The organism is Ferrimonas sediminum (assembly GCF_900100175.1).
Taxonomy (GTDB): domain Bacteria; phylum Pseudomonadota; class Gammaproteobacteria; order Enterobacterales; family Shewanellaceae; genus Ferrimonas; species Ferrimonas sediminum.
Genome location: NZ_FNEM01000015.1, coordinates 34,841 through 59,274 on the forward strand (window position 1 = coordinate 34,841; position 24,434 = coordinate 59,274).

General features: G+C 59.2%; 21 protein-coding genes. 8 read left to right on the forward strand and 13 right to left on the reverse strand.

The features are described 5' to 3' along the window. The 4 genes from BLT77_RS15175 to BLT77_RS15190 all read left to right on the forward strand — a co-directional run bounded on the left by BLT77_RS15175 (position 1) and on the right by BLT77_RS15190 (position 5,606). Positions 1-1,455: a tetratricopeptide repeat protein gene (locus BLT77_RS15175; RefSeq protein ID WP_090366940.1), complete on the forward strand. Its 1,455-nt coding sequence runs from the start codon at positions 1-3 to the stop codon at positions 1,453-1,455. A 224-nt stretch (positions 1,456-1,679) separates the two neighbouring features. Next, positions 1,680-3,011, forward strand: a complete 1,332-nt coding sequence (locus tag BLT77_RS15180; RefSeq protein ID WP_245709971.1) for a M16 family metallopeptidase — start codon at positions 1,680-1,682, stop codon at positions 3,009-3,011. Continuing rightward, a complete protein-coding gene (locus BLT77_RS15185; protein ID WP_090366942.1) occupies positions 3,008-4,456 on the forward strand; it encodes a M16 family metallopeptidase in 1,449 nt (482 codons plus the stop codon). The genes BLT77_RS15180 and BLT77_RS15185 overlap by 4 nt, the downstream gene beginning before the upstream one ends. Before the next feature lie 136 nt (positions 4,457-4,592). Beyond that, complete coding sequence (locus BLT77_RS15190) at positions 4,593-5,606, forward strand: DUF4382 domain-containing protein (protein ID WP_176819334.1); 1,014 nt, start codon at positions 4,593-4,595, stop codon at positions 5,604-5,606. Positions 5,607-5,644: 38 nt separating this feature from the next. Here the strand turns inward: BLT77_RS15190 and BLT77_RS15195 are convergent, their stop codons facing one another. Both BLT77_RS15195 and fusA read right to left on the reverse strand, forming a co-directional pair. Further along, positions 5,645-6,667: a P1 family peptidase gene (locus BLT77_RS15195; protein ID WP_090366967.1), complete on the reverse strand. Its 1,023-nt coding sequence runs from the start codon at positions 6,665-6,667 to the stop codon at positions 5,645-5,647. Positions 6,668-6,791: 124 nt separating this feature from the next. Continuing rightward, a complete protein-coding gene (gene fusA / locus BLT77_RS15200; protein WP_090366968.1) occupies positions 6,792-8,819 on the reverse strand; it encodes an elongation factor G in 2,028 nt (675 codons plus the stop codon). Between the two features lie 386 nt (positions 8,820-9,205). Here fusA and yjjG point away from each other — a divergent pair, with 386 nt between their 5' ends. After that, a complete protein-coding gene (gene yjjG, locus BLT77_RS15205; protein ID WP_090366971.1) occupies positions 9,206-9,880 on the forward strand; it encodes a pyrimidine 5'-nucleotidase in 675 nt (224 codons plus the stop codon). A 3-nt stretch (positions 9,881-9,883) separates the two neighbouring features. Here yjjG and BLT77_RS15210 read toward each other — a convergent pair whose 3' ends face one another. From BLT77_RS15210 to BLT77_RS15220, 3 genes are all read right to left on the reverse strand, one after another. Next, the gene (locus BLT77_RS15210) at positions 9,884-10,348 is read right to left on the reverse strand and encodes a tRNA (cytidine(34)-2'-O)-methyltransferase (protein WP_090366973.1); all 465 of its coding nucleotides are present in this window, start codon (positions 10,346-10,348) and stop codon (positions 9,884-9,886) included. 79 nt (positions 10,349-10,427) lie between these two features. After that, positions 10,428-11,855: an ATP-binding protein gene (locus tag BLT77_RS15215; protein ID WP_090366975.1), complete on the reverse strand. Its 1,428-nt coding sequence runs from the start codon at positions 11,853-11,855 to the stop codon at positions 10,428-10,430. Then, a complete protein-coding gene (locus tag BLT77_RS15220; RefSeq protein WP_090366977.1) occupies positions 11,843-12,523 on the reverse strand; it encodes a response regulator in 681 nt (226 codons plus the stop codon). Before BLT77_RS15220 ends, BLT77_RS15215 begins: the two co-directional genes overlap by 13 nt. 162 nt (positions 12,524-12,685) lie before the next feature. Here BLT77_RS15220 and BLT77_RS15225 point away from each other — a divergent pair, with 162 nt between their 5' ends. Next, a complete protein-coding gene (locus BLT77_RS15225; protein WP_090366979.1) occupies positions 12,686-13,180 on the forward strand; it encodes a Spy/CpxP family protein refolding chaperone in 495 nt (164 codons plus the stop codon). Between the two features lie 110 nt (positions 13,181-13,290). Next, a complete protein-coding gene (gene fieF, locus BLT77_RS15230) occupies positions 13,291-14,190 on the forward strand; it encodes a cation efflux pump FieF (protein ID WP_090366981.1) in 900 nt (299 codons plus the stop codon). Here fieF and glnG read toward each other — a convergent pair. The 4 genes from glnG to glnA form a co-directional block, all read right to left on the reverse strand. Next, the gene (gene glnG, locus BLT77_RS15235; RefSeq protein ID WP_090366983.1) at positions 14,187-15,581 is read right to left on the reverse strand and encodes a nitrogen regulation protein NR(I); all 1,395 of its coding nucleotides are present in this window, start codon (positions 15,579-15,581) and stop codon (positions 14,187-14,189) included. The two genes, fieF and glnG, sit on opposite strands and share 4 nt — an antisense overlap. Next, positions 15,578-16,624 (reverse strand): nitrogen regulation protein NR(II), encoded by a 1,047-nt coding sequence (gene glnL, locus BLT77_RS15240; protein WP_218126940.1) that lies wholly within the window; start codon positions 16,622-16,624, stop codon positions 15,578-15,580. The genes glnG and glnL overlap by 4 nt, the downstream gene beginning before the upstream one ends. 184 nt (positions 16,625-16,808) lie before the next feature. Next, positions 16,809-17,324, reverse strand: coding sequence for a DUF4124 domain-containing protein (locus BLT77_RS15245; protein ID WP_090366987.1), 516 nt, complete (start codon positions 17,322-17,324; stop codon positions 16,809-16,811). A gap of 94 nt (positions 17,325-17,418) precedes the next feature. Continuing rightward, positions 17,419-18,828 carry a glutamate--ammonia ligase gene (glnA, locus tag BLT77_RS15250; RefSeq protein ID WP_028112570.1) on the reverse strand — a complete coding sequence of 470 codons (1,410 nt, stop codon included), beginning with the start codon at positions 18,826-18,828 and terminating at the stop codon, positions 17,419-17,421. 279 nt (positions 18,829-19,107) lie between these two features. On the opposite strand from glnA, the gene typA reads away from it, so the two are divergent. Beyond that, positions 19,108-20,946: a translational GTPase TypA gene (gene typA, locus BLT77_RS15255; protein WP_090366989.1), complete on the forward strand. Its 1,839-nt coding sequence runs from the start codon at positions 19,108-19,110 to the stop codon at positions 20,944-20,946. A gap of 190 nt (positions 20,947-21,136) precedes the next feature. On the opposite strand, the gene BLT77_RS15260 is transcribed toward typA, so the two are convergent. The 4 genes from BLT77_RS15260 to BLT77_RS15275 form a co-directional block, all read right to left on the reverse strand. Beyond that, the gene (locus tag BLT77_RS15260; RefSeq protein ID WP_090366991.1) at positions 21,137-22,372 is read right to left on the reverse strand and encodes a 4Fe-4S binding protein; all 1,236 of its coding nucleotides are present in this window, start codon (positions 22,370-22,372) and stop codon (positions 21,137-21,139) included. Positions 22,373-22,486: 114 nt separating this feature from the next. Then, positions 22,487-23,119: a DUF2959 domain-containing protein gene (locus BLT77_RS15265; RefSeq protein ID WP_090366993.1), complete on the reverse strand. Its 633-nt coding sequence runs from the start codon at positions 23,117-23,119 to the stop codon at positions 22,487-22,489. Positions 23,120-23,128: 9 nt separating this feature from the next. Continuing rightward, positions 23,129-23,344: a hypothetical protein gene (locus BLT77_RS15270; RefSeq protein WP_090366995.1), complete on the reverse strand. Its 216-nt coding sequence runs from the start codon at positions 23,342-23,344 to the stop codon at positions 23,129-23,131. Positions 23,345-23,464: 120 nt separating this feature from the next. Further along, positions 23,465-24,337: a DMT family transporter gene (locus tag BLT77_RS15275; RefSeq protein ID WP_090367087.1), complete on the reverse strand. Its 873-nt coding sequence runs from the start codon at positions 24,335-24,337 to the stop codon at positions 23,465-23,467. Positions 24,338-24,434 lie beyond the last annotated feature (97 nt).

Sequence of the window (24,434 nt, forward strand, 5' to 3'; positions counted from 1 at the left end):
GTGGCAATAAACGATTTGGAACTGGCAAGGCGGCTGGATGCCGGCCTGGTGGATGATTATCGCCTGGCGCGCAGCTACTGCCTGGATGTGCCCACCTTTGCCCTGATCCACCTGCGCAGTGTGGCCCACAAATTGGTGGATCTGCTGGCCTCCGCCGTCGACATCAAGTTTAAGAGCAAAAACCTCTACGATCGTATCGAGGTGCTGAACCGGGCCAAGGCCATCGACGTGCGCCTGGCCCGGCAGATTCACAAGCTGCGATCCGAGGGCAACAAGGGCGCCCACCCCGAAAAGTACCGCCTGTCGCAGGAGCAACTGGTCACCCTGGCCCAGAAGGCGGTGGAGATCGCCGCCAACCTGATGGACGGCTGTTTTGCCACCATAAAGGGGCAGCAGCCGCCGGAGTGGCAGTTTGAAGCGTTGGATCAGGTGGCGGGAAGGGAGCTGTGCTACCGCGCCGTCATGGAGGGGGATCACCAGGCCCAGTATCTGGTGGGGATCTCTCTGAAGGCCAAGGGGTTGATGCAGCGGGAGCGGGAGTTGTCCTTTGCCATTGCCAACGACAGTGCCGATATCAATCTGGACGCCTCGGCGTCGCTGCTGAAACAGGCCAGTTACTGGTTTGCGCAGGCCTGTGATCACCATGATGGTGCCCGTTTCGAGCATGGGGTGGCGTTGATTCATGGCCATGGCGACCGTCAGGATCAGGAAGCCGGAGAGGAGTTGGTGAAGCAGGCGGCCGACGCCGGCCTGGCTCCGGCCCAGGCGTTGCTGGGGTATTTCTATCTCTCAAGCAGCACCGCCTTTGAGCAGAATCTGGTCTTGGCGGAACGCTATTTGTTGTTGGCGGCGGAGCAGGATCAGGCCGAAGCCATGGCCAACCTCGGGGTGTTGTACCATCAAGGTGTCGATGGTGTGGCCGACACCGGTAAGGCCGAGCTCTATACCGCCCAGGCAGCCCGTACCGGCTATCCGGTGGCTCAATACCATCTGGCCTTAATGTTATTGGATAAGGACAAGGCGGAGACCGAGCAGGCGATGCAGTGGTTGCAGCAAGCCGCCGAGCAACGTTACCCCGATGCGATGGCGGATCTGGCCCGGGTGCTGCTGGACGGCGAGCATCTGCCACAGGATCCGGTCCGCGCCAGCCACCTGTATCGGGAGGCGATTCGTTATGCCGGCCTGCCCAGGGCGATGTTTGAGTTGAGTCTGGCCATCTTTGATAATGAGGTGCCCGATGCCGATCTGGTTGAGGGGGCCACTCTGCTGCAGGCCGCCTACCACTACGCCGAATCCGGCAGCGATCTGCATCAGGCCATCGAGGCGTTATCGCCGCAACTGGTCGCCGCCATCGAGGCGGAGTGCCGCCAGGCTGCCAGTGATCAAACTCCGTTATTGAGTCTGGTTTTGCAGCGCTTTGACCAACAGCGACTACCAAAACCCTTCCGGCGCTGAGCCGGAGTCCGATGTCGATAGGCCGGGGTACCCTGAAATTGCGCGGCTTCAAGGGCTCGGATGTCAGGAGCAACTGGCCATCGCCTGCTCATTGATGAGGGGCGCCGTTGTCACTGCAGTCCTTGAAACAATTTGATGAGATTCGGGGGCGTTTATTCTTTGCGCTGTCCGTCCGCGACTGGCATGATGTTTTGTTAATTTTTTCAGTAACAAGGAGCGGTCTGGTGAAACAGTTACTCACCCCGGCTTTGGCTCTGACCCTGACCTTGATGCCGGCATTGGCGCAGGCATCGGAGCCGTCAGAAGTACAGAGCTTTACCCTGGATAATGGCATGAAGATTCTGGTGTTGGAGGATCACGCCATTCCCAATGCCAACATGTACCTGTTCTGGAAGGTTGGTTCGCGCAACGAGGTGCCCGGCATCACCGGCCTGTCGCACTTCTTTGAACACATGATGTTCAACGGCTCCAAAAACTACGGTCCCAAGATGTTCGACCGTACTATGGAAGCCGCCGGGGGCGCCAACAACGCCTACACCACCGAAAACGTGACTGTGTACACCGACTGGTTCCCGGCGGATGCCATCGAAACCATCTTCAAGCTGGAATCGGATCGCATTGCCCACTTGAACATCGATGCCAATATGGTCGAAAGCGAGCGCAATGTGGTGGCTTCTGAGCGTACCACCGGGCTGGAAAATTCCAACTGGCGTTCACTGCAGGAGGAGGTCAAGGCCACGGCGTTTCGGGCTCACCCCTACAGTTGGAGCGTGATTGGGCATGAGTCCGACATCTACGCCTGGACCCTGGACGATCTGAAGCAGTACCACAAGACCTACTATGCCCCCAACAACGCCGTGGTGGTGATCGCCGGTGCGGTGGAGTTCGAGCAGGTGAAGGCCCTGTCCGAGCACTATTTCGGTACCATTCCCGCCCAGGCCCCGCCGGCCAAGGTGCGCACCGTCGAGCCGGAGCAGAAAGGGGAGCGACGGGTGTACGTCCGCAAAGAGTCGGTGACCAGCCCCAACCTGATGTTTGCTTATCATGTACCCGAAACTCAGCACCAGGACAGCTATGCCCTGGACGTGCTGATATCACTGCTGATCGATGGCAACAGCTCTCGTCTCAACAAGGCGTTGGTGGACGAACAGCAGCTGGCACTGGGCATCGACGGATACGTCCCCGAGAGTTTCGACCCGAACCTGCTGTACCTGTTCGCCGTGGCCAAACCCGGTGTCACCGCAGACACGCTGGAGCAGGCGATGATCACCGAGATCAATAAGGTGGCAGCCGGCGGTGTGACTCAGGATGAACTGGATAAGGTCAAAAATGCCAAGCTGATGGGCTTCTACGACACTCTGGAAACCATCAATGGCCGTGCCAACACCCTTGGGACCTATGAGCTGTTCCAGGGGGACTGGCGCAAGATGTACAGCGCCCCGGAGGCCTATGCCAAGGTGACTCGTGAAGATGTACAGCGGGTCGCCCGCAGCTACCTGAAGAAATCCAACCGCACCGTGGGTGTGCTGGCCGCCGAAGAGGACAACGATCAATGAGAGCCCTGACCCTGTCACTGGCCGCCATGATGCTGGCGGCCTGCAGCCAGACGACCCCGAAAACCGAGGTCGTGGCTGCGCCTGAAACCAACGCGCCGGTGTTCAAGGCGGTGGAAACCAAAGCTTTTACCCTGCCGGCGTATGAGACCATCACCCTGAAAAACGGCCTGACCCTGCAGTTGATGGAAAAGCGCAATGTGCCGCTGATCACCGCCTCGGCCACCGTCCGCGCCGGTGCGGTCAACGACAGTGTGCCCGGTCTGGCCACCATGACGGTGGACGGCTTGCTGCTGGGCACCGAACGTCGCAGCAAGCAGCAGCTGGAAGCCCTGATCGACAGCCTGGGTGCCAGCCTGAGCACCGCCGCCGGCAAAGAGGGCAGCAGTGTGTCGATGCGTTTTATGAGCAAAGACGCCGATGTGATGTTGCCTCTGTTGGCGGAGCTATTGCGCAAGCCCAGCTTCCCGGAAGCCGAGGTCGACAAGGCCAAGGCTCGTTACGCGGCGCAACTGGCGCAGCAGAAGGAGAGTCCCCGCCAGGTGGTCGGCTTCTACTTTGACAGCCTGCTGTATGGGGAGCATCCTTACGCCAACGCCAGCGTTGGTGAGTCTGCTGCGGTGTCCGGCATGGACAACTACGACCTGAAGATCTTCCATGGCAGCTGGTACCAGCCTCAGAATATGGCCATCACCCTGGTGGGGGACTTCGATGCCGTCCAGATGAAGCAGCGACTGGAAGGGCTGTTTGATGACTGGCGTGGCGCCAATACGCCAGCCAAACCACAGCTGGCCAAGCAGTTGCCAAACCCGCAGGCGGCTTCGGTGTTGCTGGTGGACAAGCCGGATGCCATCGAGACCACCTTTATCATAGGGGGCCCCGGGGTGTCCCGTGACGACCCGGATTACGTGGCCCTGCAGGTGCTCAATACCATCCTCGGCGGCCGCTTTACCTCCTGGCTGAATGACGAATTGCGGGTGAATGCCGGCCTGACCTACGGTGCCCGTTCCCGCTTCAACACCTACTCGGCCGGAGGCAGCTTCCAGATCAGTACCTTTACCGCCACCAAGAACACCAAGGCGGCGGTGGATCTGGCGCTGAAGACCTATGCCCGACTGTGGCAGCAAGGCGTGGATCAGGCCACTCTGGATTCGGCCAAGGCCTACGTGAAGGGACAGTTCCCACCTAAGTACGAGACCTCGGCTCAGCTGGCGGGTCTGCTGGGGCAGATGTACCTGTATGGTTTCGGTCCTGAGTTTATCAATGAGTTTCAGAACCAGGTCGACAGCCTGACTCTCGCTCGAACCCAGGCACTGATTGCCCGGGCTTTCCCCCACGACAACCTGCAGTTGGTGATGATTGGTAAGGCCGATGACATCCGTTCTGTGGCGGCTGAGTACGGCCATGTGCGTGAGGTGACCATTGCCGACGATGGTTTCCGCTTCTAAGCGGTTTCCCCAACACAAAGCGGAGCTTGAGGCTCCGCTTTTTTTTCTCTGAGATTCGACAAAGCCGAGCTTCGTCAAAGTTCTCCCGCTTTATTTTTGTACAATAAAGATAACTCTAATAAAAGGGAAGCTAATGATGAAAAAACGGATAGTATTACTGATGCCCTTGCTCTTTGGTTGTGGCAGTGACGGCGGGGAGCCGACATTGCCAACGGAAGAACCGGTGTTGCAGGGGTTGTCGATAGGCGTTTCTGATGCGCCGATAGATGACGTTACCGCAGTTGTGCTGAAATTCGATCGCATTATTCTGACGCCGGCGGGGGCGATGGGCGGTGGCTATCATGGCAATGGGCCTCTGGTGCTGGAGTTGGCCAATCATCATGTGGACATGTTGCAATTTCAGGAGGACGCCTCGCACTGGTTGCTGAATGATGAGCAGTTGCCTGTGGGGCGCTATGATGTACGCATTGAGGTGCTGGCTGGCAGCGGTGATCAGGGGTCGTACGTCGATGATGCTCAGGGACGCCACCCTTTGTATATGGTTCAGAACCACATCAATGTCGGTGAGATTGACATTCAAGAGGATGGTGAGCACAGCTATACGCTGGAGTTGGATCTCAGGCAGAGCCTGCATTACGATCCTGAAACCGGTTACTCATTACTTTATAGCGGATTGCGCTGGGTCGATAACCGGACCATGGGGCACCTGATGGGCAGCATTGATTCGACCTGGGTTGAGGGATGCGAGGCCGATAATGCCGCTCTGGCTGATGAAGCTGGGCAATTCAGTCATGTGGCATACCTGTATCCCTCGGGTACGACCTTGGAGGCGATGGACGACATGGCTGCCGAGCCGGAAAGTGGCAGGGTGGCGCCGATTGCGACCTCATACGTGCACCAGGTTATGGATGGCACCTGGCGTTTTGGCATGGGCTTTCTTCCCCAAGGGGAGTATCAGGTAGGCTACAGTTGCCTGGGTCACCTGGATCTGCCAGAGAGTAATGAGACAGGCGCTGAGAGTTTTGCCATTTACGGAGATGGTGGCACTGTGGTCATCGATGCCGGCAGCGGCGGCGGCTACAGGAATGGTCATCACTGTGGCGGTCGTGGCCCCGGCGGAGGTCCTTGGGGGCCGGGAAATCGCGGCTGAGCCAATACAGAAACGGAGCCCTGGGGCTCCGTTTTTTTTCAGGGGGTGAGATCCGATGCCGCGGGCAGACCACCGGCGGCGGTGGCGGCCTGAACCGCCCGGTGAATGGCCTGCTCCACCACCTCGGCGGCGATGACGCCGATGGCGTTGATGTTGCTGACCTCAATCTCGCCGGTGCCGGCGGCAAACAGGGTGTCACCGTCGTACATGGAGTGCACCGGACGAATCGCCCGGGCGTAGCCGTCGTGGCCCATCTGTGCCAGCTTCAATGCCTGGGATTTGGTCAGCTTGGCGTTGGTGACAATGGCACCGATGGTGGTGTTGCGACCGGCAAAGCCCTCGCCGTTGGCACCGGCCAGAATCAGATCGGTGCCGGACACAAACCGCTTACCGTCTTCGCTGCGGGTGCCGGCCACCACGGTGTTGCCGCTGACCACGTCGCCCCAGGCGTTCACGGCCACCACCGCGCCCACCACCAGACCGTTGTCCAGGGTCAGGCTGTAGCTGCCGATGCCGCTTTTGGTGGCCCGGCCCATGCCGGCAATTTTGCCGACACTGGCGCCGGTGCCGGCCCCGACACTGCCCTCCTCAAGGCCCTGGCGCTTGGCTCCGGCGGCGGCGCGGTAGCCCATGTCGGCGTCAGGACGTCGCTTAGGGTCGCCCAGCGCCAGATCAAACAGCACTGCGCCGGTGACGATGGGCACGTAGGCGACGCCGGTGTCGAAGCCGATCTTCTGCTCCTCCAGGTAGCGGGCGACGCCACTCATGCTGTCCAGACCAAAGGCGCTGCCGCCAGACAGGACGATGGCATGCACTTTATCCACCAGGTTTTCAGGCTTGAGCAGGTCGGTTTCCCGAGTGCCCGGAGCGGCGCCCCGCACATCGACCCCGGCGGTGGCACCGCCATCGAAGCGCAGCACCGTGACGCCGGTGAGTCCTTGTTGATCGTCGGCCTGGCCAATGGCCAGCCCCTTAATGTTAAACAGTGAGTCGGTGTGGTAGTCGGCCATGGCCGGCCCTCCCAGCAGGGCGCACAGCGCCGCAATCATCCATCGGGACATGGTGGAATCCAAGTGAGACTAATCGAGTGTGAATTGAGCTTATCAGATTCCACCCGGGTTGACCGTGAACCGCCGCCAAAACAAAAAAGGCGCTCAAAGAGCGCCTTACTTTTTGTCAGCAGCCTCAGTGCATCAGGGATTCCTGCACACTGGGTGGGGCCACTTCGTAACGGCTGAAGGTCATGGAGTACTGGCCTTCGCCGCCGGTCATCGCCTTGAGCCGGGTGGCGTAGTCGTCCAGAGCCGCCAGTGGGGCTTCGACGTTGATGTCGACGCTGCTGTTATCCAGTGCTTCGGTGCCACAGACCATGGCCCGGTGGGCGCTGAGATCGCCGGTGATGTCTCCCATCTTGTCCTGGGGGACCTGAACGTGCATGTCCACCAGGGGTTCGAGAATCACCGGGCTGGCCTTGGAGACCGCTTCCAGAAACGCCTTTTTACCGGCGGCAACAAAGGCGATCTCCTTGGAGTCGACCGCATGATGCTTACCGTCCAGCACCACCACCTTGATGTCCTGCATCGGGAAGCTGGCCAGGAACCCCTGAGCCATGGCTTCTTTGACGCCTTTCTCGATGGCCGGAATAAACTGGCCTGGAATGGCGCCGCCGACGACCTGGCTTTCAAACTGGAAGCCTTCGCCCCGGGAAAGAGGCTCGATGCGCAGGTGCACCTCACCGAACTGACCGGCGCCGCCGGTCTGTTTCTTGTGCCGGTGCATCGCTTCCGCCGGGGCGGTGATGGTCTCTTTATAGGCGACTGAAGGCTTGGCGGTATCCATGTCGACGTTGAACACCTCATTGGCTTTTTCCAGAGCGATCTGTACATGCAGGTCGCCTAAGCCCTGCAATACGGTTTCGTTCTGGTTTTCCTGATGTTCAATGTGCAGGCTGGGATCTTCTGCCACCAGCTTGTGCAGCACGTCGGCGATTTTCTGCTCATCACCACGGCGCTTGGGTTTTACTGCCAGACCGAAGATTGGCTGGGGCAGTGCCAGTTTCGGCATATGGTAATGGTCTTCATCATGGCTGTCGTGAAGAATGGCGTCCACCTCCAGGCCGTCGATCTTGGCCAGGGCAAAGATGTCGCCGGGAATGGCCTGCTTCAACTCCAGTTGCTTGCCCCCCTGCAGCTTAAACAGGTGGCTGATCTTAAATGGCTTGCGGCCATCGCCAATCAACAGGCGCATGCCGGTGTCGATGGTGCCCTGATGCAGGCGAACCACCCCCATCTTGCCAACAAAGGGGTCGATGCCGACCCGGAAGACATGGGCCAGCACATGATCCTCTGGGTTTTGGGAAATGGTGACGGGCTGTTCCTGATCGTCCCATCCCTTAAGGAATTGGGGCGGAGTGGCCTCCAGTGGATTGGGCATCACCTCGACCAGGACTTTCAGCAGTGCCGACAGGCCGATGTCCTGCTCGGCACTGGTAAAGCAGATGGGCACCAGGTGGCCCTGGCGGAGGGCGGTTTCCAATGGCGCGTGCAGTTGCTCCGGACTCAGTGACTCCCCCTGTTCCAGGTACAGCTCCATCAGGGCTTCGTCCTCCTCCAGTACGGTATCGATTAACTCGTCGTGAACGCTGGCGACGTCACTGAACAGAGTCTGGGTGTTGCTGTCCGGGCTAAAATAGCAGTCGGCAACGGCGCTGCCGTCGGCCAGTGGCAGGTTGACCGGCAGGCAACCGTGACCAAACCGGGTTTGGATCTGTTCCACCAAGGCTTCCAGCCCAGGCAGGTGATCGTCGATGTGGTTGATCACGACTACGATGGCCTTGCCCTGCTCCCGGGCGTGTTCGAAGGCGCGTTGGGTGACCGCTTCGATGCCACGGTCTGCATGCACCACCAGCAGCACCGACTCGACCGCCGGCAATGGCAACAGGGCTCGGCCAAAGAAGTCGGCCAATCCGGGGGTGTCGATGAGGTTGATGTGATGCTCGTGGTAATCGAAGGAGAGGAAAGAGGGTTCAAGGCTATGGTGATGGGCTTGTTCCTGGGCGGTAAAATCGGCGTGGTTGGTGCCCTTGTCGACCCTGCCGCGGTTATTGATGGCATGGGCCCGGTACAGCAGGGCTTCGATGAGGGTAGATTTACCGCTTCCGGTGTGGCCCATCAGGGCCAGGTTCCTTATCTGCGCGGTACGATACTCAGGCATAGTCGCCTCCTTTATCTTTGTTGAATCCGGCAGTCCATTCCGAGTATAGGTAGCAAACTGGAGGTAATTATTGACCAAGGTCACGCTTTTTGCGGTCAAGAATTGTTCGGAATAACCCGCCTTAGGATTCAAGGCCTGGAGGGGAAGGTGCTGATTTGTGACTTACTAACAGAGCTTGTCCCTGAAATGGGTAGCGAAATCAGTGCGTCCATAGCGGCGCGGAAAAGCTGCCGCTTTCCCCCTCGGCCACCAGTGCCGGCAGGTTGGCAAAGGGATCTCGATTTGGCATTCATTCCCTATTAGGCATTCAGAATTTTCTAAAGTCTGATTATCACGTCGCTGCCGCTTGTGTAGAGTAGGGCCAGCTCACTCTATGGAGAACGACCTTGAACTACGACTGGATTCTGTTTGATGCTGACGACACCCTGTTTCATTTCGATGACTTTGCCGGACTTAAGTTGCTGTTTTCACAGCGCGGCTGCGACTTCGACCGGCAGCACTATCTGGAGTATCAGCAACGCAACCGGCCTTTGTGGGTGGCGTATCAAAATGGCGAGATCGGGGCCCGGGAGTTACAGCGGATCCGGTTTGAGCCCTGGACCGGCAGGCTGGCCCTGTCGGCGGCGGAGATCAATGCCGCCTTCCTCAAAGCCATGGCCGAGGTGTGCCAGCCGCTGCCCGGGGCGCGGACACTGCTGACGGCGCTGCACCGCCAGGCACAATTGGGCATCATCACCAATGGTTTTACCGATCTGCAGCAGGCGAGATTGAAAAATACCAATCTTGAAGGGCTGTTTTCGCTGCTGGTGATCTCTGAGCAGGTCGGGGTGGCCAAACCGGATCCACGTATCTTTGATCATGCCAAGTCATTGATGGAAAATTCGCCGGCACAGCGGGTATTGATGGTGGGGGACAACCCCCACTCCGACATTCTCGGTGGCCAGCGGGCCGGGTTTGATACCTGTTGGCTTAACCAGCACGACCGCCCCTGCCCGGACGGCATCGTGCCTGATTTTCAGGTGCGCAGCCTACCTGAGTTGCAGGCGCTGTTGCTGGCCTGATGGTTACAGCGCGCCGTTAAACCCCAGCTGGCGCCAGGCTTCATAACTGACGATGGCCACGGTATTGGACAGGTTGAGGCTGCGGCTGCTGCCAAGCATGGGGACGCGAATTCGTTGGGATTCGGGAATGGCCTCACGCACCGACTGGGGCAGGCCCCGGGTTTCGGGGCCGAACAGCAACACGTCACCACTTTGGTAGGCTGGCTCGGTGTGGGGGCGGCTGCCCTTGGTGGTCAGGGCGAACAGGCGCCGGCCAGCCATGGCCTGCAGAAACGCCTGGTAGTCGGGGTAGCGGCTCACCCGGGCCAGATCGCCGTAATCCAGCCCGGCCCGGCGCAGCTTCTTCTCTTCCAGATCAAACCCCAGTGGCTCAATCAGGTGTAGCCGGCAGCCGTTGTTGGCACACAGGCGGATGATGTTGCCGGTGTTGGGGGCGATTTCGGGTTCGTACAGGGCGATTTCAAACATGGAGCTTGCCGGTTGAGTTGGGAAGGCGGAATGGTGACACAGGCGACCCGGCCGCCGCAAGCGCGGTGGCCGGGATGGCTCAGGCGGCGGGCAGATCCAGGGTGACCTTCAGCCCGCCCTGTTCACCGAGCGTCGCGACGACGCTGCCGTGGTGGGCCGTGGCGGCTGCCTGAACGATGGCCAGCCCCAGGCCCCAGCCGCCAGACTGGCGATCCCGGGCTTCAGAGACGCGATGGAAGGGTTTGAAGATTGCCTCCAGCTGAGCTGGCGGTACGCCCTGCCCGTCGTCTTCGACGCTGATCAGCACCCGTTGCTGGTGTTGTCGGGTGGTCAGGGTAATTCGGTGATCACCATAGCGGATGGCGTTGCGGAGCAGGTTCTCCACCGCACGGCAGAGCAGGGTGTCGTTGCCCACCAGAGCGAGGCCGTCGGCGAGTTGAGTCTGCACCTGTTTGCCCTGCTGTTCGGCCTCGAAGCGGGCACCGTCGATCACGGCGTCCAGTAAGCTGTCCAGAGCGAAACGCTGCCGGTGCTCGCTGCCCTGGTTGGTCAGTCGTGACAGTTGCAACAGCTCCTGAATCATCATCTCCATCTGATCCGCCTGTTGACCCAGACGCATCAGCTCATTGCTGTCCTGACCTTTCTTTCTAGCCAGGGCCAGAGCCAGCTGGATGCGGGTCAGTGGTGTGCGCAGTTCGTGGGATATGTCTGAAATTAATCGCTGTTGTTCCCGCACCTGGGTGCTGAGAGAGCTGGCCATGGCGTCGAAGCTTTTGGCCAGTTGCCCAACCTCATCGCGGCGGCCGAGAATCTGGCTGTCGACCCGGGCATCGAGGTCGCCATCGGCCAGCTGTTGCGCGGTGCGTTTGAGGGCGTTCAGTGGCTTGCCGAAGTGCCAGGCCACAAAACCAAAGATGATGCCAGAGGCCAGCGCCATGGCCAGGATCAACACCAGGGGGTTGTCCTGCAGGTAAAACAGCCAGGATCTGGGGTGGGGCTTGCGCATCTCCACCAGCAACAGATAGGGCTGGCCTTTCAGGGTTAGCGGCTGCGGGCCGAACACCACGGCACTGCGGGAGCGCACCGACAGCGGTTGCTGCAGGTTTTCGCTCTCAAGCAAAAATTTTCGAACCGGCTTGGGAAGCCGCTGCTGGTGTCGGCCCAGCACACCGCCCTGTGGAGTGACGATGTGAAATCGAAAACGGTCGTCCTTGAACGGGCCGTCGCCAAACTCGGGGTGTTTCATCATCCCTGGCGGAGGCCGTCGGTCCGGGTGCCGCAACCGGTCAACGAACCGATCCACATCCTGAATGGGTAGCCGTTCGATGCGTCTGGCGGATTTAATCAGCATATCCTTCTGCCAGGTCTGAAGAGGCTGGCGATCGTCCAGTTGCTGAAATTTGGGCAGCAAAATAACGGCGCCGACGATCACCAGTGAGGTGAGCCAGAACGCCAACAGCAGTTTGATGAACAGCCGGTTCGGCAAACCGGCCCCTACTCGAGCCATATGTAGCCCTTGCCGCGCACGGTTTTCACCCGTGGCCGGCCGTCGGTGCGCTCGGGCAGTTTGCGGCGCAGATTGGAAAGGTGCATATCCAGGCTGCGGTCAAAGGGCATCAGCTTCTTGTTGAGGACAGAGACACTGAGCTCCTCTTTGGAGACGATCTGCCCGGCCTGGCTCAGCAGAGCGTGCAGCAGGGAAAATTCGGTGGAGGTCAGGGTGATCGACTCCTGCTGGTGCCACACCTCCTGGCGCCCGGGAAACAGGGTCAGATCTCCGGCACTGATCTGATCGGTCTGAGGGTCGGCTTTGTCGTGGGTGCGGCGCAAAATGGCCTTGATGCGTGCCACCAGTTCGCGGTCGTTAAACGGCTTGGGCAGGTAGTCGTCGGCGCCGATCTCAAGGCCAACGACGCGATCGATGTCGTCGCCCCGGGCGGTGAGCATCAACACCGGCAGCTGGCTGTGCTGACGCAGGGATTTGAGCACCTCAAAGCCATTCATCTCCGGCAGCATCACGTCCAGCAACAGCAGGTCAAACTCCTGCTTCAGGGCCAACTCAAGCCCTTCGCGGCCATTCTGGCTGCTGGTCAGCTCAAAGCCTTCCATCTGCAGTAATTCCGTCAGCAGCTCACACAGATCCAGGTCATCTTCGACCAGAAGAATCTTACCCATTGTTGCCCTCCTATACCTTTCTATAGGCTAAGCCTAACTCGTGTCGCGGGGCTTACTTGCCTTACTTTACACAGTTTTACGCAGTGATGCAGTTGCCTAACATTGCAGTAGATATTCTGGATACGTCGATTACATCTACCTCAGTCCAGAAAGGAACCGATTATGAAAACTGCAAAACGCGTTGTCCTGGCCTCCGTTGCCGCCGTGGCTCTGGCTGCTACCGCAGTGGCGGGTGTCGCCGCCCAGGATAAAAATCACGGTGGGGGTTTCCACGACGGCCACCATAACCAAGGTAAGCACGATCGGGGTGGCCGCGGCCACGACATTCGCAAGATGCTGCGCTCCCTGGACCTCAGCGATGAGCAAAAACAGCAGGTGCGCGACATCATGACTCAGGCCCGTGACCATCGGGTTAAGCCGGACATCGAAGCGGTGAAACTGCACAAAGAGAAGCGGCAGCAGTTGATGGACAACCCGGAATTCAATGCCGACCTGGCTAATGAGCTGATTCAGTATCGTCAGGCCCGCCTGGCCGAGCGTCAGTTGCAACAGATGCAGACCCACCACAAGATCTACCAGGTTTTGACGACCGAGCAGAAACAGCAACTGGCGGAGCGCCAGGCGCAGAAGATGGGCCGGATGATGGATAAGTTCTGATTTTTACACCATCACAGAGTGGCGGGGCCTTTGGCCCCGTTTTTTGATCCGCCAATGGGGCGGGATGCTGATACAATTGCGGCAGTTTTGAATTCAGCAAGGGCAAAGCAATGCCAACTCCTGTTCGTTCCGAGTATCAGTTCTGGGTGACCTGGGCCAGTCGTGCGTCGGTGGCCACCGCCAGCGTTCTGATCGTCGCCAAGTTGGTGGCCTGGTTCTATTCCGGCTCCGCCAGCATGCTGGCCTCGCTGACCGATTCCCTGATGGATGCGGCGGCGTCACTGATCAACTTGATGGCGCTGAGGTTGGCGATTCAACCGGCGGACGACAACCACCGCTTTGGTCATGGTAAGGCCGAGCCGCTGGCAACGCTGGCCCAGGCCGGCTTTATCCTCGGATCCAGCTTTCTGTTGGTGTTTCATGGTGTCGACCGCATTCTTAAGCCGGCTGCCTTGTCCCACTCCGGCATCGGTATCTGGGTGTCGGTGTTTGCCATCGTCCTGACCCTGGGGCTGTTGTATGTTCAGCGGCATGCGGTCAAGGTCACCGGCTCTACCGCAATTGCCGCCGATGCCTTGCACTACCGCTCTGACCTGTTGCTGAACCTGGCGGTATTGATTGCCCTGGTGCTGGCGTCCAAGGGGTTCTGGTGGGCCGACGGCGTGTTCTCGGTGTTGATCGCTCTCTACATCGGTTATGGGGCCGTCACCCTGGGGTACGAAGCGGTGCAGCTGTTGCTGGATCGGGAAGCCGAGCCTGAGGTGCGTCAGCAGGTGGAGCAGCTGACTCTGGAGGACCGCCGGGTATTGGGGCTGCACGATCTGCGCACCCGCCGTTCCGGCCACGTGCTGTTTGTGCAGCTGCACATCGAGCTGGAGAGTGATATCTCGCTGCGGGACGCCCATGACATTGCCGATGCGGTGGAGCAGCGCATTCGCGCTGCCCTGCCGGACAGCGACGTCATCGTGCACCAGGATCCGCAGAGCGTGGTGGCTACCGCACCGGGCTAGAGGCCCAGCTCTTTGATCTTGCGGGTCAGGGTGTTGCGACCCCAGCCCAGCAGCTTGGCGGCTTCCTGCTTGTGGCCGCGACTGTGGTGCAGGGCGGTTTCCAGCATGATCTTCTCAAATTGAGGCAGCGCCGTTGCCAGCAGTTCCTGCTGGCCCCGCTTGAGGGCATCCTGGGCCCAGCTGGCCAGGCCCGACTGCCAGTCTCCCGGCTGGCGGGGGTTTTCTTGACCGCTGCCCGGCTGCAACTCCGGCGGCAGATCCGCCGGCAGAATCTCCTGGCCTGAGGCCATGACCGTCATCCAGCGGCAGCAATTTTCCAACTGCCGCACATTGCCCGGCCATTCCAGAGTCACCAGCTTTTTCACCGTATCGGGATGCAGTCGCTTGGCGTCCACTCCCAGTTCCTTGGCGGCGCGATTGAGGAAGTGGCGAGTCAGAGCCGGAATGTCTTCGCTGCGGTCCTTGAGGGCCGGCAGATGCACGCGGATGACATTGAGGCGGTGGAACAGATCTTCTCGAAATTCGCCATCGGCGACGCGGCTCTCCAGATTCTGGTGGGTGGCGGCAATGATGCGCACGTCCACCTTGACCGGCTGATGGCCGCCGACCCGATAGAACTGGCCGTCCGCCAGCACCCGCAGCAGCCGGGTTTGTACATCCAGCGGCATGTCGCCGATCTCATCCAGAAACAGCGTGCCGCCATCCGCTTGCTCGAAGCGTCCCTGGCGCACACCGGAGGCGCCGGTGAAGGCGCCTTTCTCATGGCCAAACAGCTCGGACTCAATCAGGTCTTTGGGGATGGCGGCCATGTTCAGGGCAATAAAGGTCTCGCTGGCCCGGGGACTGTGCTTGTGCAGGGCGTGCGCCACCAGCTCTTTACCGGTACCGGATTGGCCGTTGATCAGGACGCTGATGGTCGAACGGGATAAGCGGCCGATGGCACGGAACACCTCCTGCATGGCGGGCGCCTCACCGATGATCTCCGGCACCGGAATGGCGGTTTCGCGACGAGGTTTTGTCTGGGTGGCGGATTGTTCCAGCGCCCGCTGAACCAGCGCGACGGCCTCGTCGATGTCGAACGGTTTCGGCAGGTATTCAAAGGCACCGGCCTGATAAGCGCCGACGGCGCTGTCCAGATCCGAGTGGGCGGTCATGATGATTACCGGCAGATGCGGGTAGTGTTGCTGTACCCGCTCCAGCAGGGTCAGGCCGTCGGTGCCCGGCATGCGGATGTCGCTGATGATGGCGTCCGGCTGCTGGTCCGCCAGCGCCTGCCACAGCGACTCGGCGCTGGCAAAACTGGCACTGCTGATGCCTTCGGCCTGCATGGCCCGCTCCAGAACCCACCGAATGGAGCTGTCGTCGTCCAGTATCCATACTCGCTCGTTCATTGGCTCTCCTTAGTGGTTATCAGTGGCAGCATCAGGGTAAAGGCGGTATGGCCGGGCCAGCTGTCGACATCGATACGGCCCTGATGCTGGGCCACGGCATTCTGGGCGATGGACAGGCCTAGCCCTGAGCCATCGGCTTTGCCGGTTACCATCGGGTAGAACAGGGTGTCTTTGAGCTTGTCGTCGATTCCCGGACCGTTGTCGATGATGCTGACCATCGCCGCCATGCGGTGGCGCTTGCCGGCAATGGTTACCTGGCTGCAGGTTCGCGTCTTGAGGGTAATGGTACCGCGTCCCTCCATGGCCTGGGCAGCATTGCGGACGATGTTCAGTACCGCTTGCTGCAGCAGATCCCGTTCCATTTCAAAATCGGGAATCGACGGGTCGTAATCGCGGATAAACACCAGCGTGTCTGCAAACTCCAGGGCACACAACTGGCTGACCTGTTCGAGAACCCGGTGGATGTTGGCGACCACCCTGGGGCCAGGCTTTTGTGGTCCCAGCAACCGGTCTACCAGTATTCGCAATCGATCCGCCTGTTCGATGATGATGCCGGTAAACTCCTTCTGGTCCGGCTCGGTTAGTTGTCGCTCCAGCAGCTGAGCCGCGCCCCGCAGGCCGCCGAGGGGGTTTTTGATCTCATGGGCCAGCCCTCGCACCAGCAACTGGGCCGCGTGGTGTTGGGCGTACTGGTGCAACTCCTGACTGATTCGCTGTTGTTGATCGATGACCCTGAGCTCCAGCAACCCCTGGCCATCCTGCAGCGGCGTCAGGAACAGATCCACTGTGTGGTGCTGACCGTCGAGGGAAACCAGGCTCATGGCGTAGAAGGCGGATCCCTGATGACTGGCGAGGCTCTGTTGCAACTGAGCCGGCTCCAGGCCAATGCGCGAGACGCAATCGGTCAGGCGGATCTCGGTCAGACGCCGGTGGCTGAGGCCAAACAGCTGCTCGCAGGCCTGATTGGCAAACTGCACCATCAGTTGGCTGTCCACCACCATGACCGCGGCAGTCAGGTGATTTAACAAGCGGGTTTCCTCGATCGGTGCCATTGGGGCGGGTACTCCTGTGGTGACGGCTATCCCTAAGATACCACTGCACCAATTTGGTGCAACATCGGTGTGGTGTCGTGCACCCTATTGGTGATGCGCCATAAAAGTGGGCAGATCTGGTCGAATCACTGCCCGATAGAGAAACACTGCAAGTTGTTTGCCACAATGCGGTGAATCAGGAGCCTTTGGGAGTAAACAGTGCCGACTGGCGGTGCAGGTGTACGGTGATGGCGTCGCTGCTGCCCAGCAGCTGTCCCTGGCCGTCGATGATTTGAAGCTGCAGTTGATGGCTGCCACGATCGACGTTGTCCAGGGTCAGGGTCTTGCCAGCCATCGGCTGTGCCTGGCCGTCGATCAGCAGCACCAGCTGGTGATCCTTAGCCAGAACCGGTGCGATGGCTGCCTTAACGGTGATGCGGCCATGGTTATCTCGCAAGGTGGCATCGGCCGCCGGAGCCAGCAGGGTCAGCTGATACTGGGGGGCTGCGTCATCGGTTTGTGTATTCGAAGCGGGGGCTAGGGTCATGGAGCGGATGGTGATTTGACTGCCGGGGGAAGGCGTCAGGCGGTCGGCACGGGCATGGGCGGGGGCGGTGTCGCTGTAATGCACCACGCCGTTGGCGTCTACCCAGCGGTAGACGGTGCCGTGGGCCAGGTTGCTGATCAGCAGCAACAGTAACAGAGTCCGCATCCCTGGGCTCCCGATGGTATTGGTATCCACAGTGTAGCAGCCATAAAAAAGCCCACCATGACGGTGGGCTTAAAGTGCTGGTTTATTTTTGTTTTTAGCAGCTGTAGTACATGTCGAACTCAACAGGGTGAGTGGTCATGTTCAGGCGTTCAACCTCAGCACGCTTCAGCTCGATGTAGGAATCGATGTAGTCGTCAGAGAACACGCCACCGGCGGTGAGGAACTCACGATCCGCATCCAGGCAATCCAGGGCTTGTTCAAAGGAGGCGGCAACAGTTGGGATCTCTGCGGCTTCCTCGGCTGGCAGGTCGTACAGGTCTTTGTCCATCGCTTCGCCAGGATGGATCTTATTTTTAATTCCGTCCAGACCGGCCATCAGCATGCTGGCAAAGGCCAGGTACGGGTTGGCGGTTGGATCCGGGAAGCGCACTTCGATGCGGCGCGCTTTCGGGCTGGGTACTACTGGAATCCGGATGGAGGCCGAGCGGTTACGGGCGGAGTACGCCAGCATTACCGGGGCTTCGAAACCGGGAACCAGTCGCTTGTAAGAGTTGGTGGAGGCGTTGGCAAAGGCGTTGATGGCGCGGGCGTGCTTGATGATGCCGCCAATGTAGTACAGGGCGGTTTCAGACAGGCCGCCGTACTTGTCGCCGGCAAACAGGTTTTCGCCGTTCTTCATCAGAGACTGGTGGCAGTGCATGCCGGAACCGTTGTCGCCGACAACCGGCTTAGGCATGAAGGTTGCGGTCTTGCCGTAGGCGTGGGCCACGTTGTGCACCACGTACTTGTAGATCTGAATCTCATCCGCTTTTTCAACGATGCTGTTGAACAGGGTGGCGATTTCGTTCTGACCGGCGGTGGCCACTTCGTGGTGGTGCGCTTCGACGGTCAGGCCCATCTCTTCCATCACCAGACACATGGCGGAACGCAGATCCTGAGAGGAGTCGACCGGGGCAACCGGGAAGTAGCCGCCCTTCACGCCGGGACGGTGACCCATGTTACCGCCTTCGAAGTGCTTGTCGGAGTTCCAGCTGGCTTCCTCAGCGTCGATTTGGTACATGGAGCCGGCCATGTCGGTCTTGAACTTAACGTCGTCAAACAGGAAGAACTCCGGCTCTGGACCAAAGAACACTTCGTCGGCAAACCCGGCGCTGCGCATGTAGCCTTCGGCGCGTTTGGCGATGGAGCGAGGGTCACGGTCGTAGCCCTGCATGGTGGTTGGCTCGATGATGTCGCAACGCAGGTTCAGGGTGGACTCTTCGGTAAACGGATCCAGTACCGCGGTAGCCGCATCCGGCATCAGCACCATATCGGACTCGTTGATGCCTTTCCAGCCGGCAATGGAGGAGCCGTCGAACATCTTGCCCTCTTCAAAGAAGTCACCGTCAATCTGGTGGCTGGGCAGGGAGACGTGTTGCTCTTTACCTTTGGTATCGGTGAAGCGCAGGTCGACAAACTTCACATCGTTTTCTTTAATTAGTTCTAATACGTGTTCGACAGACATCCTGTTTACCTCCAAATGGCGTGTACGGCCCGAAATGCTATGTCACAGCCTATGCTAAAGCTGTGCCAAAGTATTAAGTCATTGATGTGTAGGGCTTTTGGTGGGGGAGTGTAGCGAGCAGGATGCCAAATTGCACCATAATGGTGCATGGTTTGCTTAATTTTGGTGCATTGCACCGAGAGTAACGCAGCGACTTCCATGGCTTCTGCTCGTTGGTGAAAAAAAGCACTATCCTGTTGCTGTCCGAAAGAGTAGAATAGCCGCCCTTTTGATGCAACCATGGAGCCAGGCAGAATCGTGCTGGACAAACTAAGAAATATTGCGATTATCGCGCACGTTGACCACGGCAAGACCACCTTGGTGGACAAACTGCTGCAGCAGTCCGGAACCTTAGAGACCCGTACTGATTTCGACGAACGCGTGATGGACTCCAACGACCTGGAGAAAGAGCGCGGTATTACCATTCTGGCTAAGAACACTGCCATCAAATGGAACGATTACCGCATCAACATTGTGGACACCCCAGGACACGCCGATTTCGGTGGTGAAGTGGAGCGTGTAATGTCTATGGTCGACAGCGTACTGCTGTTGGTGGACGCCCAAGAGGGTCCGATGCCACAGACCCGCTTCGTAACCCAGAAAGCCTTTGCTCAGGGTTTGAAGCCGATTGTTGTGATTAACAAAATTGACAAGCCGGGTGCTCGTCCTGACTGGGTAATGGATCAGGTATTTGACCTGTTCGACAACCTGGGCGCGACCGACGAGCAACTGGACTTCCAGGTGGTGTATGCCTCCGCACTGAATGGCTGGGCCTCTCACGATGCCGAGACCCAGGGCGAAGACATGACCGCCATCTTTGAGACCATTGTCGATCAGGTGGCGGCCCCTGCCGGCGACCCGGATGGTCCTTTCCAGATGCAGATCTCTCAGCTGGATTACAACTCCTACGTTGGTGTGATCGGCGTTGGCCGCGTCAGCCGCGGTAGGGTGAAGTTGAACCAGCAGGTCACCATTCAGTGTGCCAACGGCAATGTCCGTAATGGAAAAGTGGGCCAGGTACTGGGTTACCTGGGTCTGGAGCGTCACGACGTGGAAGAGGCGCAAGCCGGCGACATCATCGCCGTATCCGGTCTGGGTGAGCTGAAGATCTCCGACACCATCTGCTGCCCGAACGAAGTGGAAGGCCTGCCGGCGCTGTCTGTCGATGAGCCAACCGTTACCATGACCTTCCAGGTGAACACCTCGCCATTCTGTGGCCAGGAAGGCAAATACGTGACCTCACGGAACATCCTTGAGCGTCTGGAGCAGGAACTGGTTCACAACGTGGCCCTGCGTGTTGAGCCGACCGATGATCCGGACAAGTTCCGCGTATCTGGCCGTGGTGAACTGCACCTGGGTGTTCTGATTGAGAACATGCGTCGCGAAGGCTATGAGATGGCCGTGTCGCGTCCGGAAGTGATTCTGCGTACCGTGGACGGTGTTCTGGAAGAACCCTATGAAACCGTCACCGTTGACGTGGAAGAGGAACACCAGGGTGGTGTGATGGAGAAGCTGGGCGTACGTAAAGCCGAGCTGACCGACATGGCACCGGACGGCAAAGGCCGCATCCGCATGGACTTCATCATGCCCTCCCGTGGCCTGATCGGTTTCCAGACCGAGTTCATGACCCTGACCTCGGGTACCGGTCTGATCTACCACACCTTCTTCAAGTACGGTCCTCACAAGGGCGGCGAAATCGGCCAGCGTAACAACGGTGTTCTGATCGCCAACGCCACCGGTAAAGCCCTGACCAACGCCCTGTTTAACCTGCAGGAGCGTGGCCGTCTGATGATTGGACACGGTGTGGAAGTGTACGAAGGCATGATCATCGGTATTCACAGCCGTGACAATGACCTGACCGTAAACGCGCTGAAAGGCAAGCAGCTGACCAACGTTCGTGCCTCCGGTACCGACGACGCTCAGGTGCTGACTCCGCCAATCGTGATGACCCTGGAGCAGGCGCTGGAGTTCATCGACAACGATGAGCTGGTGGAAGTGACTCCTGAGAGCATCCGCATTCGTAAGAAGCTGCTGAGCGAGTCCGATCGTAAGCGCGCGTCCCGCGAAGCCAAAAAATAAGTCGGTTTTTGCCGAACTGAAAAAGAGCCGCTCTGCGGCTCTTTTTTTTTGTCTTGTGGCTGCGGCTAAAACGGCGGCCATCGGTGTGGAGGGGGGGCTGTTTGCATCGTCGCAAGCGGCAGTTTGAGTCTCGGACTGAGTTCAGGAGAGGTTGGCGGAGCTGGCAAGAACGCCGCCGTCCGGCAATGGGTTACTCGGCGACCGGCAGTACCGACAGTTGATCCAGTTTCGGCAGAATCGCCTGCCGAAGCTGCTCTGAGGATTCGCTTTGCCAATAGCCGCCCAGGTAACTGAACAGCGGGATCACGGTGATGAAAAACAGCAGGATCAGCAGGATCATCGACGGTTTCAGCGGCCAGCGGTGCCCCGGCAGCGACAGAGTCAGGGCGCCTTTCTTCGGGCAGGCCTGAGCGCAGCGATGGCAGGCGTGACAATCATCGATGGTGACGGTTTCCAACTGGTGCACCGGAATGTTGGACGGACAGGCTTGCTGGCACTTGCGGCAATCCTTGTCGTTGCATTCTCGCAGGCACAGGGCCGGGTTGCGGCGAATCTTGAACGGGCTCAGCATCGACAGCAGCCCCATCAGGGCGCCGTAGGGACAGAAGTAGCGGCAGAAGGCATTGCGCTTAATGGTCGACAGCGTCAATACCGCTGCCAGCAACAGCAACCCGATCAGAGAGGGGTTGGTGAACCGCTGCCACATCGACAGATCCGCCATCAGGTGACGTTCGCTGTTGAGGTAGTCACCCAATCCTGAGGAGGGGAGCTCCATCACCAGGCACAACAGCCAGATCAGCAGGCCATATTTGGTCATCTTAAGGCCGCTGTCGAGCCAGGCGGGCACCTGGTGATCCCGCTTCCAGTAGGGGTTCAGGCGCTCATACAGCACTTCGGAAAAGAACCCCATCGAGCAAACCCAGCTGCAAAACGCCCGCTTGGTGATCAGGGCGGATCCCAGCAGCGACAGAAACAGCACCAGTGCGGCCGGGTGCTGATGGTCGATGATGCCCTGTTCTATCCAGGCGCGCAGGGAGACCCCGGCGGTAATGGGCAGGTAGACATCGACCACGCTGGGGCGGGTCATCCACAGGCTGCCGGCGTTCATCTGCATGGCGTACAGGGCGTATTGCACCGCCACAATCACCATGGCGATGGCAAAGCCGTTTTGGGTTAGCTGCCGCAGTTGGTCGAAGCGGTCCATGGTGCGCGACGGCAACCGACTGGGCAGCAGCCAGCGGCCGGCGGTGACGGTCAGCAGGAAACAGAACGAGGCCAGCACCAGCAGGATATCGTGGGCCATCAGCAATCCCAGCCCTGCGGTGACCGCAGCGCTTATCACCCCGAGACTACGGCTCAGGGAGACGACAATGCCCAGCGCGACGGTGAAGCCGGTGAGCAAGATTAAGGATTCGAAGATGGACATGGACCAGCCAAACAGTTTCAGATGGTCATCAGTATCTCAGCCTACGCTCCCCTTAGCAGTGCCAGCGTTGTGGTTTTTAGACACACTTAACAATTTGGATTAGAAACCAAATCTTTATTGCCCGAGGGTCTTAATAAATTGATCGGATTCGGCAATAGCTTTATTCATCTCGGTTATAAGAGCCTGCACCTCACCCTTGAGATCACCAAATTCATTACCGATGGCATTGACCGCATTGGCATTGAGGTTGTGCTTCAGGTACAGCTCATTGTCTTTGAGGCGGGCCAGTACCGGATCCATCTTCTTTTCGGCGCGGCGCATGCTCTTAAGCATGTTGGCGTATTGCCGTTTGGTGGCCGACAGGCGCTTCTCACTGTCGCGACGCAGCTTGGCAGACTGATACAGCTCCAGCTCCTGTTGCCACTCATCAAACATCGCCTCGGCGACATCATCAATGCTGTCGATGCGATCGCGGACGTCGTTGGCGGCCTTTTCCGAGGCCAGGTATTCGTCGCGGACGGTGTCATAGACGTCTTCGAGATCGCCGCCGTCAAAATCCACCAGAGTCTGCAGTTGTTCCAGCGCCGAGGTGAACTGCTCTTGTGCCTCTTGTTGACTCTCTTGGGCTGACTCTACCCGATCGGTGAGGATCTCCCGTTTATGGTAGCCGACCTGTTCGGCGGCGGCGTAGTACGCAGACTGGCAGCCTCCAAGCATCAGGGTGGCAATCAAAATCCAATACTTCATAGCAGTCCTTTAACGGTATTTGGCGGCATCGATGATGCACCATAGGTGGAGAATGGCGCCGAGGATGGCCGGCACGATCAGGAAATAGAGAAAGTACCCTGAACTGACAAACACAAAGAACAGCAGTGCGGCGAGTATTCGCCCCTGAACCAACTGTCCCAGTCCGGGAATAAAACAGCTGCAAATGGCGGCGATGACGTTACCGGCGGACCCCTGTCCGGACATGCGAACCTCCTTGGTTACCCTGCATTCATTGAGCTCCGGGACCAAGTTTGCCCGGAAGTTGAGACAGTTATGTTAACACCGACCCGAGGTTCGGCAATACCATGACGGGCGATGTCCGGCTTAGCCTTGGCGTCGGCTCATCAGGTTGAACAGGGCGCCTGCCAGGATCAACCCGCCACCGACCAGGGTCCACAGTGCCGGAATCTCGGCAAACACCAGCCAGCCAAGCAGGATGGAAAACAGAATCTGCACGTACGAGTAGGCCACCACCTTATTGGCGACCTCCCCCTGCAGCGCCTTGGTCAGACCCACCTGACCCATCTGAGTGAAGACTCCCACCAACAGCAGTAGCCCCAGAGTGGCAGGATCCGGCATCACCAACTGGTCTCCCAGTAGCAGCAGGGACACCGGCAGGGCGACCAGGGGGAAGTAGAGGATGATCACCGAACTGTCCTCCTTGCCGCTGAGGGTTTTTACCAGGATGTAGGCCACGGCGCTGCCGCAGGCACCGAGCAGGGCAATAGCCACACTGAACCAGGGTAGGGCCTGGTCCGCAGACGCCAGGCCGGGAACCAGCATGGCACCCAGCCCGCATAGGGATAACAGGATGCAGATCAACGTGAACCGGTGTACCCGCTCCCCCAGAAAATACCAAGCCAGGGCCGCGGTAAACACCGGGTGCAGGTACTGCAGCAGGGTGGCTTCTGCCAGAGGCAGGGTGGTAACGGCGTAATAGACGCACATCAGCGCCAGGGTGCCGACCAGACCCCGGGCCAGAAGCAGTCCCCGATGCTGCCCCAGGACCGACAGCCCCTTGCTGCGAATATCCAGGTAGCTGAGGATCAAGGACACCAGCGCCCGGGCGGCCACGATCTCCAGCACAGGAATGCCTTGGGCGCTGGTCAGCTTGACGCAGGCGGTCATCAGGGCAAACCCCAGGGCCGATAATAGGGCGTAGTAGAGGCTAAGGGTGGGGGTGGAGCGGGTCGGCATGGCAGCGTCGGAACTCGGGGGCAGGCTAGCGATGATCGCCATAGTGGCGGCCGAGCCGGCAGTGAGTCAAGGGTGGGGCAACGGTATTCCCGGTTGT

Coding starts and splice junctions, on each gene's coding strand:
- BLT77_RS15215 (WP_090366975.1), bottom strand. CDS start 11,855: ATGGCTCGAGTAGGGGCCGGTTTGCCGAACCGGCTGTTCATCAAACTG.
- fusA (WP_090366968.1), bottom strand. CDS start 8,819: ATGCCTGAGTATCGTACCGCGCAGATAAGGAACCTGGCCCTGATGGGC.
- fieF (WP_090366981.1), top strand. CDS start 13,291: ATGCCAACTCCTGTTCGTTCCGAGTATCAGTTCTGGGTGACCTGGGCC.
- BLT77_RS15260 (WP_090366991.1), bottom strand. CDS start 22,372: ATGTCCATCTTCGAATCCTTAATCTTGCTCACCGGCTTCACCGTCGCG.
- BLT77_RS15225 (WP_090366979.1), top strand. CDS start 12,686: ATGAAAACTGCAAAACGCGTTGTCCTGGCCTCCGTTGCCGCCGTGGCT.
- BLT77_RS15275 (WP_090367087.1), bottom strand. CDS start 24,337: ATGCCGACCCGCTCCACCCCCACCCTTAGCCTCTACTACGCCCTATTA.
- glnG (WP_090366983.1), bottom strand. CDS start 15,581: ATGAACGAGCGAGTATGGATACTGGACGACGACAGCTCCATTCGGTGG.
- BLT77_RS15265 (WP_090366993.1), bottom strand. CDS start 23,119: ATGAAGTATTGGATTTTGATTGCCACCCTGATGCTTGGAGGCTGCCAG.
- BLT77_RS15195 (WP_090366967.1), bottom strand. CDS start 6,667: ATGTCCCGATGGATGATTGCGGCGCTGTGCGCCCTGCTGGGAGGGCCG.
- glnA (WP_028112570.1), bottom strand. CDS start 18,828: ATGTCTGTCGAACACGTATTAGAACTAATTAAAGAAAACGATGTGAAG.
- BLT77_RS15270 (WP_090366995.1), bottom strand. CDS start 23,344: ATGTCCGGACAGGGGTCCGCCGGTAACGTCATCGCCGCCATTTGCAGC.
- BLT77_RS15190 (WP_176819334.1), top strand. CDS start 4,593: ATGAAAAAACGGATAGTATTACTGATGCCCTTGCTCTTTGGTTGTGGC.
- BLT77_RS15210 (WP_090366973.1), bottom strand. CDS start 10,348: ATGTTTGAAATCGCCCTGTACGAACCCGAAATCGCCCCCAACACCGGC.
- typA (WP_090366989.1), top strand. CDS start 19,108: ATGGAGCCAGGCAGAATCGTGCTGGACAAACTAAGAAATATTGCGATT.
- BLT77_RS15185 (WP_090366942.1), top strand. CDS start 3,008: ATGAGAGCCCTGACCCTGTCACTGGCCGCCATGATGCTGGCGGCCTGC.
- BLT77_RS15220 (WP_090366977.1), bottom strand. CDS start 12,523: ATGGGTAAGATTCTTCTGGTCGAAGATGACCTGGATCTGTGTGAGCTG.
- BLT77_RS15245 (WP_090366987.1), bottom strand. CDS start 17,324: ATGCGGACTCTGTTACTGTTGCTGCTGATCAGCAACCTGGCCCACGGC.